General features: G+C 71.1%; 11 protein-coding genes and 1 pseudogene. 5 read left to right on the plus strand and 7 right to left on the minus strand.

What is annotated here, in order from left to right; genetic code table 11:
- Positions 1-12 precede the first annotated feature (12 nt).
- Entirely contained in the window at positions 13-1446 is a 1434-nt protein-coding gene (locus tag ACIA73_RS15375; RefSeq protein WP_399438952.1) for a xylan 1,4-beta-xylosidase, read from the minus strand.
- A gap of 149 nt (positions 1447-1595) precedes the next feature.
- Between ACIA73_RS15375 and ACIA73_RS15380 the strand changes: the two genes are divergently transcribed.
- Complete coding sequence (locus tag ACIA73_RS15380) at positions 1596-2801, plus strand: DUF5925 domain-containing protein (RefSeq protein WP_399438953.1); 1206 nt, start codon at positions 1596-1598, stop codon at positions 2799-2801.
- A 206-nt stretch (positions 2802-3007) separates the two neighbouring features.
- On the opposite strand, the gene ACIA73_RS15385 is transcribed toward ACIA73_RS15380, so the two are convergent.
- Positions 3008-3415: a GntR family transcriptional regulator gene (locus ACIA73_RS15385; protein ID WP_399438954.1), complete on the minus strand. Its 408-nt coding sequence runs from the start codon at positions 3413-3415 to the stop codon at positions 3008-3010.
- 122 nt (positions 3416-3537) lie between these two features.
- Here ACIA73_RS15385 and ACIA73_RS15390 point away from each other — a divergent pair, with 122 nt between their 5' ends.
- Both ACIA73_RS15390 and ACIA73_RS15395 read left to right on the plus strand, forming a co-directional pair.
- Positions 3538-4470, plus strand: a complete 933-nt coding sequence (locus ACIA73_RS15390) for a GNAT family N-acetyltransferase (RefSeq protein ID WP_399438955.1) — start codon at positions 3538-3540, stop codon at positions 4468-4470.
- Positions 4457-5029 (plus strand): DUF402 domain-containing protein, encoded by a 573-nt coding sequence (locus ACIA73_RS15395; RefSeq protein WP_399438956.1) that lies wholly within the window; start codon positions 4457-4459, stop codon positions 5027-5029. Before ACIA73_RS15390 ends, ACIA73_RS15395 begins: the two co-directional genes overlap by 14 nt.
- 17 nt (positions 5030-5046) lie before the next feature.
- Here the strand turns inward: ACIA73_RS15395 and ACIA73_RS15400 are convergent, their stop codons facing one another.
- The 5 genes and pseudogenes from ACIA73_RS15400 to ACIA73_RS15420 all read right to left on the minus strand — a co-directional run bounded on the left by ACIA73_RS15400 (position 5047) and on the right by ACIA73_RS15420 (position 9608).
- A complete protein-coding gene (locus tag ACIA73_RS15400) occupies positions 5047-5661 on the minus strand; it encodes a hypothetical protein (protein WP_399438957.1) in 615 nt (204 codons plus the stop codon).
- A 76-nt stretch (positions 5662-5737) separates the two neighbouring features.
- Positions 5738-6301 (minus strand): annotated as a pseudogene (locus tag ACIA73_RS15405) (NUDIX domain-containing protein); the annotation flags it as partial.
- Between the two features lie 270 nt (positions 6302-6571).
- Complete coding sequence (locus ACIA73_RS15410; RefSeq protein ID WP_399438958.1) at positions 6572-8068, minus strand: tripartite tricarboxylate transporter permease; 1497 nt, start codon at positions 8066-8068, stop codon at positions 6572-6574.
- Between the two features lie 5 nt (positions 8069-8073).
- On the minus strand, positions 8074-8628 hold the full coding sequence (locus ACIA73_RS15415) for a tripartite tricarboxylate transporter TctB family protein (protein ID WP_399438959.1): 555 nt from the start codon (positions 8626-8628) through the stop codon (positions 8074-8076).
- A complete protein-coding gene (locus ACIA73_RS15420) occupies positions 8625-9608 on the minus strand; it encodes a Bug family tripartite tricarboxylate transporter substrate binding protein (protein WP_399438960.1) in 984 nt (327 codons plus the stop codon). The genes ACIA73_RS15415 and ACIA73_RS15420 overlap by 4 nt, the downstream gene beginning before the upstream one ends.
- A 143-nt stretch (positions 9609-9751) precedes the next feature.
- Between ACIA73_RS15420 and ACIA73_RS15425 the strand changes: the two genes are divergently transcribed.
- The gene (locus ACIA73_RS15425; protein ID WP_399438961.1) at positions 9752-10447 is read left to right on the plus strand and encodes a response regulator; all 696 of its coding nucleotides are present in this window, start codon (positions 9752-9754) and stop codon (positions 10445-10447) included.
- A gap of 268 nt (positions 10448-10715) precedes the next feature.
- Positions 10716-11744, plus strand: coding sequence for a lytic polysaccharide monooxygenase (locus ACIA73_RS15430; RefSeq protein ID WP_399438962.1), 1029 nt, complete (start codon positions 10716-10718; stop codon positions 11742-11744).
- Positions 11745-11853 lie beyond the last annotated feature (109 nt).

Below are 11853 nucleotides of genomic sequence, written 5' to 3' on the forward strand. Positions count from 1 at the left end.
GGGCGGCCCGGATCAGCGCCGTTCGAGCCAGCGCACCTCGTAGGGATTCATCGGGAAGTCCTGGCCGTCGACCTTGGCCCGGATCGCACGGTCGAGGGTGTTCACCACGAGGACGGTCTTCTCGCTGGCGAGGATCCGCACATGGGGTACGTCGTCAGCGGCGACGGTCACCGTCGCGTCGTGGCGTGTGCCGGGCGGGAACTCCTTCGCGAACCGGGAGATCAGCTTCATCATGCTCAACTCTTCTCCACCGTTGTCGAGTTGGGTGGAGGTCCAGAGGCAGCCCGCGCACTTGGCACCCTCGTTCTGCGGGTTCCAGTAGAAGGCGGTGCCGGTGCCGCCCTCGACGAGGGCGATCATTCCGGTGGCCTGGACGGCGGCGCGGCGGGGTTCGCTCCAGTCGTCGCGTTCGTCCCTGTCGTCGCCCGGTTCGACGTAGTACTCGGCCCACCACAGCGGCAGTCTGCCGCCGGTCTGCCGGCGCACCCACTTGCTGACGGCGGTGAGCTTCTCGGTGGCCCGGAACGGGTCGGGGAGCAGCTCGTCGTCGCGGGTGTAACTGGAGCCGTCGACGACGGCGAAGTCCGCGCCCGCCTTGTTCTCGTTCCAGTAGGTGAAGGCGTCGAGAGAGCGCTGGTCGATGCTGCCCCAGGGGCCCTTGACCGCGGAGGCGTACTCCTGGGCGCGGGGCTCGTAGCTGTCCATGACGAGATAGGGGCCGCCGACCAGGATGTCCCTGCCCGCCTTCTTCAACTCGGCGTACACCAGGTTGTAGAGCTGGGTGTAGCCCTCGTAGTTCCAGCGCTTGGCGCCGTCGTCGAAGAAGCCCTTGAACTCGTTCCAGACGATGAAGTGCTTGACGTCCGGGTAGCGCTTGGCGACCACCCCGGCGAGCCTGGCGAAGTCAGCGTAGTGCTCGGGGCTCGGGGCGGTCTCCAGGGCCTGCTTGCTCCAGTCGGTGTTGGCGGCGCCGGACCTGCCGCCCTTCATCCAGTCGGGGGCGCAGCACAGGGTGACGACCGGGGTGCCGCCGGACTTGCGGATCAGGTCGATGCGGCTGTCCATCTCGCCGAACTGGTAGCGGCCCGGGGAGGGTTCGGGGTTGTTGGAGCCCCAGCCCATGAGGTGCTGGATCTGCGGCAGCTTGGCGTCGGAGAGCAGCTTCTCGGCCTTGCCCCGGGCGGTCGCACCACCCGCGTCGGCACTGAACTGGGTGTGGGTGAAGCCCCAGCCCAGTTCCGGTTTCGGCTTACCGGGGGCGGCGGGCGGCGGGGTGCCGTGGACGCGGGCGCCGTCCGTGGACGTACCCCCGCTGTCACCCTTGCCGTCGGCACCCGGCCAGGCGCTGCACATGGTCAGCACGAGCGCCAGCGCGACCATGCCCACGCCGATCAGCGCACCGAAGCGCCATCGCCTGGCCCCCGTGTCCCACCCATGACGTCCCATCACTTTTTAGAGTACTGGCGGGAGTTGGGATTGGGAGGGGGCGTGCCGGGATCCGGCCGACAGGGGTTGCGTCGCGAGGGAAAAGACCATGCGCGGGGCGGCCGGTCGCGGAGGAAAAGACCGTGCGCGGGGCGGCCGGGTGCCGGATCATGTCCGGCATGTCTGCGAACAGTGGGTCCGCGTCCTCGGCTCAGCCAGTGGCTTCCACGTCTTCGGCTCGACCCGCGTCCTGCGCTGGGTCGGCGGCGTCCGCGGATGCCGTACGCCTTGAGGCGGCGCTTCCGCTGCGACTGAACGTCGATGACTCCGACTCGCCGTCGGACGTGGTGGACGCGCTGTTCCTGGGCCGGTTCGCGACCGGCGAGCAGCCGTACGCGCACAGTTCGTCGGTGGACCGGGTGCGGGCGGGGGCCGCGCTGCTGCCCGACGGGGCGCGCGTGCTGCGCGCGGCCAAGGACGACGACCGCAGCGCGATGCTGGCGGAGGGCGACGGGTGGACGCTGCTGGTCTCGCGCTGGAACCGGGGCGCGGACGTCACCGTCACCGCGACCTCCCCCGAGCTGGCCCAGAAGGTGCTCGGCGAGGCCACCGACGGCGCCCAGGACGAACCCGAACCCCAGCCCGAGGCCGTGACCATGGGCTTCTGGTACGTCTCCCCCAGGCGCGGTCCGCACCGTACGACCCGGCAGATCTCGGCCGGTACCTGGGAGGAGGTGCGCGCCAACTACACGGCGCCGGTGGCCGGGGCGATGGACGGGCTGATGAAGGTCACCCCGGACGACATCTCGGGACGGCTGCTGCTGCTGCACGGGCCGCCGGGAACGGGGAAGACCTCGGCGCTGCGCACCTTGGCGCGGCAGTGGCGGGACTGGTGCCAGGTGGACTGCGTGCTGGACCCGGAGCGGCTGTTCAACGACGTCGGCTACCTGATGGACATCGCGATCGGCGAGGACGAGGGTCCGGCGGGGAAGGCCCGGTGGCGGCTGCTGTTGCTGGAGGACTGCGACGAGCTGATCCGGGGCGAGGCGAAGCACACGGCGGGGCAGGCGCTGTCGCGGCTGCTGAATCTGACGGACGGGCTGCTGGGCCAGGGGCGCAATGTGCTGGTGGGCGTCACCACCAACGAGGACCTGGAGCGGCTGCATCCTGCGGTGGTACGTCCCGGGAGGTGCCTGGCCAGGATCGAGGTGGGCGCTCTGACCCGGCGCGAGGCGGTGGACTGGCTGGGCACGGAGGAGGGGGTGGGGCGGGACGGCGCGACCCTGGCGGAGCTGTTCGCGCTGCGGCGGGGGGTGTCGCCGGCTTCGGTGCCGGAAGCTCGGGGGAAGGCGGCGGATGCGGGGCTGTACCTGTAGGCGGGTGCGGGGGGGGGTGGGCAGGGGTGGTGGGCCGGTGGGTGGGCGGCGTTGCCTGCGGCGCGTTGCTCCTCCCCGCCCCGCCCCGCCCCTTCCCGAAATCGCTGCGCGGGGCTGGGGGTTGGCTGCGGGTGGGGGTGGGTTGCGGGTGGGGGTGGGTTGCTCGCGCAGTTCTCCGCGCCCCGGGGTGGGCGGGCGTGGTGGGGTCAGCGTGTGTATGCGGCACGGACGGCCGCCTGGGCTGCTTCCAGGGCAGCTTGCTGGCTGAGCCCCAGGCGTTTGGTGCGCTCGGCGAAGGCCTGGGCGGCCGCGGCGGCCTCACGCTCCGCCGCGTCTCCGGCGGCCGCGATGAAGGTGCCGTTCCGCCCGCGGGTCTCGATCACGCCGTCCGACTCCAGCGCCCGGTAGGCCTTGGCGACGGTGTTGGCGGCCAGTTCCAGGTCCGCTGCCAGCCCCCGTACCGTCGGCAGCTTGTAGCCGACCGGCAGCCTCCCGGAACGGGCCTGTTCCGACACCTGCACCCGAAGCTGCTCGTAGGGAGCCACGGCATCGTCGAAGTCCACGACGATCTTCAGAATCTGCTTCTGCGAGGTCACCTCCCAAGTCTCGCGCATGACGGAAACGAAGCGGCGCACGCCCCGGCCGCCGCGCAGCGGTCCGCGCCACGGGGCCCGCGCCGGCCTCCACCGGAAAATCGGAGGCATCCACGGCACGGGACTGCGTACCGTCGCACCTCATGACCGTGATCTATCGCGACTACCGTCCCGGTTCTTCCGACGCCGAGTCCATCGCCGTGCTGCGCGGCCTCACCACCCCGTTCATGGTGATCACCGCCGAGGCCGTCTCCGTCGGTATCGCCACCGCCAACCCGGCCGGAAGGTCCCGTGTGCTGATCGCGGAGGACGAGGCGGGCGGGCAGGTCGTCGGCGCCCTCCACGCGGGGCTCCAGTACGAGAGTGCCGAGCCGGGGCACGCCTTCGGTGCGCCGCAGGTGCATCCGGAGTACCGGCGTCGCGGGATCGGTTCGACGCTGCTGCGCAAGGCCGAGGCGTATCTGACGGCGCAGGGCGCGAAGACCGTGCACGCCTGGGCGAGCGAGCCCTCCGACGGCCTCTTCGCCACGAAGTACGGCTACACCTCCGCCCACTCGCTGCGCTACCAGCGCCTGGACCTGACGGCGGGCCCGCTGCCCGAACCCCCCGCGCTGCCCGCCGGTTTCGTCCTGCGTACAGCCGCCGGCCCGGGCAACGACCCGCGCCCGCTGTTCGAGACCGACGCCGAGGTCACCCTGGACGAGCCCGGGTCGACCCAGACCGTCCTCGACGACTACCAGGACTGGCTGAACACCGTCTGGGACGACCCCCTCCTCGACCGTGCGCTCACCACCCTGGTGCTCACTGAGGAGGGCCGGGTCGCCGCGTTCACCCTGGCCCACACCGACGGGCTGACCCGGTACGTCTCGGGCATGACCGGGGTGTGCAAGGAGTTCCGCGGCCTCGGCCTGGCGAAGATCGCGAAGGTGGACTCGCTGGGACGCGCCCGGGCGGCGGGCGTCCGGGAGGCTTTCACCAGCAACGACGAAATCAACCGCCCCATGCTCGCGGTCAACACCTGGTTCGGCTACGAGCCCTGCGGCACCTATGTGGAGTACGTCCGTGACCTCACCTGACACCACCCCCGCGGCCTCGGCGACCCCCCGTCCCACGCAACCCGCTCACTCCACCCACCCCGCAGAAAGCACCCTCGTGGAAATAGCCCTCACCAAGGCCGGCCGCACCAAGATCCGCTACCCCGCCACCCTCCTCTCCGACGACGGCACACACCTCACCGTGCGCGCCGACTGGGCCAGGGACACCGTCAAGGACTTCGGCTTCGTGCAGTTCGCTCCGGGCGACGTCTTCACCGAGCACTACTGGCGCGACCGCTGGTACGCGGTGAAGGAGGTCCGCTCCGGGGACGGCACCCTCAAGGGCTGGTACTGCGACGTGGCCCGGCCCGCGGTGGTGCACGCGGACGGCACGGTGGAGGTCGAGGACCTGGACCTCGACCTGTGGCGCTCGGCGGACGGGTCCACGGTGCTGCGCCTGGACGAGGACGAGTTCGCGGAGAGCGGCCTCGCCGAGCGCGACCCGGAGGCGGCCGCCGAGGCCTCCCGCACCCTGGACGCCCTCGAACTCGCCGCCCGCACCCCGGACTTCACCAGCCTGCTGGCCGGCGCCCGAGCCTGAACCCCGGACACGGGCGCTCAGCCGCTGGCCCCCACGTCATTGCGGGGAGCCCCGTCGCCCACCGGTGGCAGGTCTCCCCGCTCGACGACCGCCCCACCCTGCGACCGCGCCTCGGGCAGCACCTCGTCCATCTCCTCGGCACTCGCCGGATGGGTCTTCCCGGCGGCGGCCCTGAGGGTGTCCCGGTCGACCTCGCCCGTCGCGGTGAGCCGCACCACATGACCGCCCTCGGCCCACTGGTACCGCTTCTCGCCCCCCGTGGCGCTGTACCAGTGCGCCCCGTCCTTCACACAGCCGTCGCACCCGCCGTCCGGCAACTTCCCCCGATCCACGGCGAGTTGCACCTGCCCGCCGGTCTGCGACACATACGTCCCGGAGAAGCCGTCGTCCCCGATCACGCCCACCGACTGCCGCGCAAGCGTGAAGCCGGGTATCTCGGTCACATACACATGCTCCAGCGCGGACTCCCCCGCCCGCTGCTTCAACTCGGCAGAGTCGACGGCCGCCTTCCCCCCGCTGCTGCTGCCTCCCCCGCCGCCGCTGCCCGGGCTCCCCGCCTTCTCGGTGCCACAGGCCACCAGCACCAACGGAAGCAGCACCACCACAGGCAGCGCCCGCACCCCACGTCTCACACCACTGCTCCGACTCACAACTCTCTCCCCGCTCGGATGCCTCATCCCCCCATCCAACCGCACACCCGTTCCCCGCTCACGGCCCTTCCGCCACAAGCTCCACCTCGTATCCGTGACGGTCTTCCAGGTATGGGTGCGTAGACTCCGGCAACGCCACCTTCCGCCGGGCCGCCCCCTCCCGGTACGCGATCGGGTCGCCGTCCTCGTGCCAGTGCAGGACGAAGCGTTCGCCCGCGCGGTAGGCGTCGAGGCCGGCGCGGCAGTAGGCAACCATGTCGTCGGGGAGGGCGGAGAGCGGGTGCCAGCTCAGGCCGGAACACTTGTCGGGTTCTCGGTTGGAGGGGGGTGCTCCGGCGTCGTGGGCCGCTTCGAAGAACCAGCCGGTGCGAGGGCGGCCGCCGGGGCCTCGGTGCTGCATGACCAGGGCGACGGTGAGGTCGTCGGGGCTGAGCGTGACGCCGATTTCCTCGGCGGCCTCGCGGATGACTGCCTGCCTTACGTCCTCGCCGTCCTCGACGTGGCCCGACGGGGCGTGCAACAGGCCGTCGGCGTAACCCGTGTTCGACCGGCGGGCGAGCAGGACCTCCTCGCCCCGGCGCAGGATCAGGTGGACGTCGACCACCTCGGTGTGCCGCGCGGGGCCCGCGCCCCAACGGTCTTCGCTGTTCATGCCCCGATGGTGGCATCCGGCACTGACAATCGGCCCCCTGCCCGCCACGCCGTGCACCGGGTCGCCGACGACGAACACCCGCCCCGCCGCGACGTTCTCCCCGTGATCGGCCGGCATCGGGACGGGCTCGCGGCCTGTCGTGCGATGCAGTGCCGGTAGGCCGCATCGGTCACGGCTTTCACAGCGGGGATGTCGTCGGGGGTGGCGGGGCGGATGTCCGGCTCGTTCGTGCGACCTACGTTACGACGCCGCTCCGCGCCGCAGGAGGGGCAGCTTCTTCAGCAGCGGCCAGGTGAGGAGGAGCGCGACGATCACGTAGACGGCGATCGAGAAGGGCGTGTTGACCAGGCCCGACACGCTGCCGTCACTGATCTGGAGGGCACGCCGCAGCTGCTGTTCGGCGGCCGGGCCGAGGATGACTCCGATCACGGCGGGCAGCACCGGGAGCCCGTACCTCCGCATGCCGAAGCCGAGCAGGCCGATGATCAGCAGCACCACCAGGTCCAGTGCCTCGCCGCCGACCGCGTACGCGCCGACGGAGGCGAAGAAGAGGATGCCCGCGTAGAGGTAGGGGCGGGGAATGCGCAGCAGCTTCGCCCAGAGCGGGGCGAGCGGGAGGTTGAGGGCGAGGAGCAGGACCATGCCGACGAAGAGGGAGGCGATCAGGCCCCAGACCAGCTCGGGTTCGCGCTCGAAGAGGAGCGGGCCGGGCTGGATTCCGTACTGCTGGAAGGCGGCCAGCATGACGGCGGCGACGGCGGTGGTGGGCAGGCCGAGGGTGAGCATGGAGACCAGGGTTCCGGCGGCGGAGGCCGAGGCTGCCGACTCCGGGCCCGCGACGCCCTCGATGGCGCCCTTGCCGAACTCGTCCTTGTGCTTGGAGAGCCGCTTCTCGGTGACGTAGGAGAGGAAGGTGGGGATTTCGGCACCGCCGGCCGGGATGGCGCCGAACGGGAAGCCGATCAGCGGACCGCGCAGCCAGGACTTCCAGGTGCGCTTGACGTCCGACCTGCCCAGCCAGGGACGGCCGACCGGGATGGCTTCCGCGCCGCCGCGGCGCAGGTGGGCGGCGACCCAGAGCGCCTCGCCGATGGCGAAGAGGCCGACCGCGACGATCACCACGTCCACGCCGTCGGCGAGTTCGAGCGAGCCGAAGGTGAGGCGGGACTGGCCGGTCATCTGGTCGAGGCCGACCAGACCGATGGTGAGACCGATCAGGAGGGAGGCCAGGCCGCGGATGCGGGAGGAGCCGAGGACGGAGGTGACCGCGATGAAGGCGAGCACCATGATCGCGAAGTAGTCGGGTGCGCCGATGTCGACGGCGAGCGCGGCGACGGCGGGTGCGAGGGCGACCAGCAGGACGGTGCCGATCATGCCGCCCGCGAAGTGGCCGATGGCGGCGGCGGCGAGGGCTTGCGCCCCGCGTCCCGCCTTGGCCATCGGGTGGCCTTCCATCGCGGCGACCACCGCGGCGCTCTCACCCGGGGTGTTGAGCAGGATGGAGGTGGTGGAGCCGCCGAACATCGCGCCGTAGTAGATGCCCGCGAACATGATGAACGCGCCGGTGGGTTCGAGTCCGTACGTCACCGGGAGGAGCAGCGCGACGGCCATCGCGGGCCCGATGCCGGGCAGCACGCCGATCGCGGTGCCGAGCAGCACACCGAGAGCGGCCCACAGCAGGTTGAGCGGGGTGAGGGCGGTTCCGAAACCGTCCATCAGAGAGTTGAGGGAGTCCATGGTGGTTACAGCACTCCCATCAGCGGGCCGCCCGGCAGCGGAACGCCCAGCAGGTTGTTGAAGACGAAGTAGGTGAAGAGGGAGAGACCGGCCGCGATCAGCGGGTCGCGGTCGTGGTGGCGGCTGCCGAGGGCGTACGCGGAGCCCCAGAAGAGCAGGGCGCCGGAGACCGGGAAGCCGAGCGGGCCGATCAGGACGGCGTTGCCGAGGAAGACCCCGGCGAGCAGCAGGACCGTACGCCAGTCACTGGGTTCGGAGAGGTCGATGTCCTCGCCGCCCTCGGCCTCGCCGCGTCCGCCGCGCAGGACGTCGACGGCGAGGAGTACGGCGACCAGCAGGAGGGCCCCGCCGACGATGACCGGGACGGTGGTGGGGCCGACCGGGCCGCGCTGGGCGATCTCGACGTGCATGGTCAGGGCGTCGGTGAGGACCAGGGCGCCGATCACCAGCAGGAGGGCGCTGACGCCGAGTTCGGAGTGCTCGCGCAGCCAGGCCGCCCGGCCGCCGCCCGGGGACTCGGAGGCCTCGGGGGTGTTCACCGAGGCGGGGGTGGAGTTCACAGCCCGAGCTCCTTCAGTACGGAGTCCACGCGCTTGTCCTCCTTGTCGAGGAACTCGCCGAAGCGGTCCCCCGTGAGGAAGGCGTCGTCCCATCCGTTCTTCTTCATCGAGTCCTTCCACTCCTTCGAGCCGTGCAGCTTCTCGAAGAGGGTGATCAGCTTGGTGCGTTCGGCGTCGGTGAGCCCGGGCGGTGCGACGATGCCGCGCCAGTTGGTGAAGTCGGTGTCGAGGCCGGACTCGCGCAGGGTGGGGGCGTCCAGGCCGGGCACCCGCTTCGCTCCGGTGACCGCGAGCAGCCGCAGCTCACCGGCCTTGATCTGGTCCAGGTACTCGCCGACGCCCGAGACGCCGAAGGCCACCTTGTTGCCGAGGATGGAGGCGAGCAGTTCGCCGCCGCCGTCGAACGGGATGTAGTTGACGTCCTTCGGCTTGATCCCGGCCGCCCGCGCCATCAGCATCGGCGCCAGGTGGTCGGGGCCGCCCGGTGAGGAACCGCCGCCGACCGGGACCTTCGCCGGGTTGGCCTTCCAGGCCTTCACCAGGTCTTCGAGCGAGGTGTACGGGGAGTCCTTGGCGACCACCACGATGTCCTGCTCCTCGGTGAGGCGCGCGATCGGAGTGGTGTCGGCCAGCGTCTTGGGCGACTTGTTGGTGTGTACGGCGCCGACGACACCGAGGCCCATCGACATGGCCGTCTTGCCGTTGCCGTGGTCGCTCGCCAGCCGGGCCAGCCCGACGGTGCCGCCCGCACCCGGCAGGTTGAACACCTCGATGCCGGAGGTCAGCGAGGCGTCTTCGGCGTTCTTGGCAGCCGTACGGGCGGTGATGTCGTAACCGCCGCCCGGAGTGTTGGGGACCATGAAGCGCAGGCCGGGTATCTGGGTGCCGGTGTCGGAGCCGCTGCCCGTGGTGAGCAGCGGTGGCCCCACGAACACCAGGAGTGCTGCCCCGGCCAGGGCGAGGGGGGTGCGCAAACGCACGGGCGCCGCCTTTCGGATGTCGTGATGTCTTGAGGAGATAAGGAAGGGGGGTGGGGTCATGTTGCCGGTGCGTTAACCAGCTGTCGCCGTTCCGGAACCAACGGACGTTGTGGTCGTTGTGGTCGCGCACCTAGCGTGGGCGGGTGACGAATGTGCTGGTCGTGGACGACGACTTCATGGTGGCGAAGGTGCACAGCCGCTGCGTGTCCGCGATGGATGGATTTGCGGTGGTCGGGGTTGCCCACAGCGGTGCCGACGCACTGCGGGCCGCCGAGCGGCTGCGGCCCGACCTGGTGCTGCTGGACGTATATCTGCCCGACATGGACGGGCTCGATGTGCTGCGTGAGCTGCGGGTGGCGGAGGCGCTGGACGCGGGGCGGCCGACGGCGGACGTCCTGTTCATCACGGCGGCGCGCGATGCGGGGATCGTCAGGGCGGCGCTGCGGGCCGGCGCGCTGCACTATCTGATCAAGCCGTTCCACCAGGCGGCGCTGCGCGAGCAGTTGCGGCATGTGGCGGCGCTGCGGACCCGGTTCGACGCCCTCGCCCTGCACGGTCAGGCGCGCCAGGAGGACGTGGACCAGCTGTTCGGGACGCGTCCACCGGGCTCGCGGGAACTGCCGAAGGGCCTGGCCGCGCACACCGCGGAGCTGGTGGAGCGCACGCTGCGGGCCCACCCGGAGGGGCTCTCGGCGACGGAGTGCGCCCAGGGCGGGGCACTGTCCCGGGTGAGCGCACGGCGCTACCTGGAGTACTTCACGGTGACCGGTCGGGCCGAGGTGACCTTGCGGTACGGAGGCACGGGGCGACCGGAGCGGCGCTACCGGTGGGTGGCCTGAGGCCTCGGTCCCGCCACTCCTCCTCTTCGGGCTCTACGGGCCCCGCACTCCTCGTCGGTCCCGTCACTCGCAGTCACCTCCCAAACGATCTCCGGCAGCCTTCTTAATCGTCACTGAGTGGGTCCTTAAGCACACCATAAAGAACCTCATCACCCGCCTCCAGCAGGGAGTTTCGCGGTTTCGGGGGTCTAGCGTGCTGTTGCGGACGAGGGAGGTAGCCCCCTCCTCCCCGGTCGCAACAACGTCCCCTGCCAAGGAGTTCGCCACGATGTCCACCGCTCGTCGCAAGGCCGCCACCGTCGCCGCCCTGGGTCTCGCCCCGCTCGCCCTGACCGGTCTGGCCGCCTCGCCGGCCGCCGCGCACGGTTCCATGACGGACCCGGTCAGCCGGGTCTCGGCCTGCTACGCGGAGGGTCCGGAGAGCCCGAAGTCGGCGGCCTGCAAGGCGGCCGTGGCCGCCAGCGGCGTCCAGGCGTTCTACGACTGGAACGCGGTCAACATCGCCAACGCCGCGGGCAACCACAAGGCGCTCATCCCGGACGGCAAGCTGTGCAGCGCCGGCAACGACAAGTACAAGGGCCTGGACCTGCCGCGTGCCGACTGGCCCTCGTCCAAGCTCGCCGCGGGCAAGCACACCTTCCGCTACAAGGGCACCGCCCCGCACAAGGGCTCCTTCGACCTGTACATCACCAAGGACTCCTACGACCCGGCCAAGCCGCTGAAGTGGTCGGACCTGGAGGCCAAGCCCTTCGCCTCGGTCACCGACCCGAAGATGGAGGCCGGTGACTACGTCTTCGACGGCACCCTGCCGAAGAAGTCCGGCCGCCACCTCGTCTACAGCGTGTGGCAGCGCTCGGACAGCCCGGAGGCGTTCTACACCTGCTCCGACGTGGTGTTCGGCAAGGACTCCGGCGGTGCGACCGCACCGGCCGCGGTCGCCCCCACCGAGAAGGACATCGCGGCGGGCACCGACAAGTCGACGGTCGAGCACAAGGGTCACGGCGACGCCGACCACACGACGAACGCCGAGCCGAAGGCCGGCGCGCCCAAGGCCGACGTCCCCCAGGCCGACGCCCCGGCACCGGCCGCCGCTCCGGAGGCCAACGCTCCGGCCGCCCAGGGCGCGGGCCAGGCGCCTGCCCAGGCCCCTGCCGGGGAGAACCTCGCCGAGACCGGTGGCGACAGCACCACTCCGTACATCGCCGTCGGCGGCGCCGCGGTGCTGGCGCTCGGTGCCGCGGTGATGTTCGGCTCGGTCCGCCGCAAGGCCGCCACGGGCGGGCGTCACGGCCGCTAGACCCCAGCGGTAGCAGGGGCCTTTCCCTTCCGGGGGAAGGGAAAGGCCCCTGCGTCATTTCGCCGCACGGTCGTTTCCTGTACGCAATCTGACGCAACGCGGCCGAAAC

Origin of the sequence: Streptomyces sp. NPDC051561, from assembly GCF_044454195.1 — a bacterium.
In the GTDB taxonomy this organism is placed as follows: Bacteria; Actinomycetota; Actinomycetes; order Streptomycetales; family Streptomycetaceae; genus Streptomyces.

What these genes read in the sequence shown, in the direction of transcription:
- ACIA73_RS15385 (WP_399438954.1), bottom strand. Translation starts at nt 3,415, where the DNA reads ATGCGCGAGACTTGGGAGGTGACCTCGCAGAAGCAGATTCTGAAGATC.
- ACIA73_RS15410 (WP_399438958.1), bottom strand. Translation starts at nt 8,068, where the DNA reads ATGGACTCCCTCAACTCTCTGATGGACGGTTTCGGAACCGCCCTCACC.
- ACIA73_RS15380 (WP_399438953.1), top strand. Translation starts at nt 1,596, where the DNA reads ATGTCCGGCATGTCTGCGAACAGTGGGTCCGCGTCCTCGGCTCAGCCA.
- ACIA73_RS15430 (WP_399438962.1), top strand. Translation starts at nt 10,716, where the DNA reads ATGTCCACCGCTCGTCGCAAGGCCGCCACCGTCGCCGCCCTGGGTCTC.
- ACIA73_RS15390 (WP_399438955.1), top strand. Translation starts at nt 3,538, where the DNA reads ATGACCGTGATCTATCGCGACTACCGTCCCGGTTCTTCCGACGCCGAG.
- ACIA73_RS15375 (WP_399438952.1), bottom strand. Translation starts at nt 1,446, where the DNA reads ATGGGACGTCATGGGTGGGACACGGGGGCCAGGCGATGGCGCTTCGGT.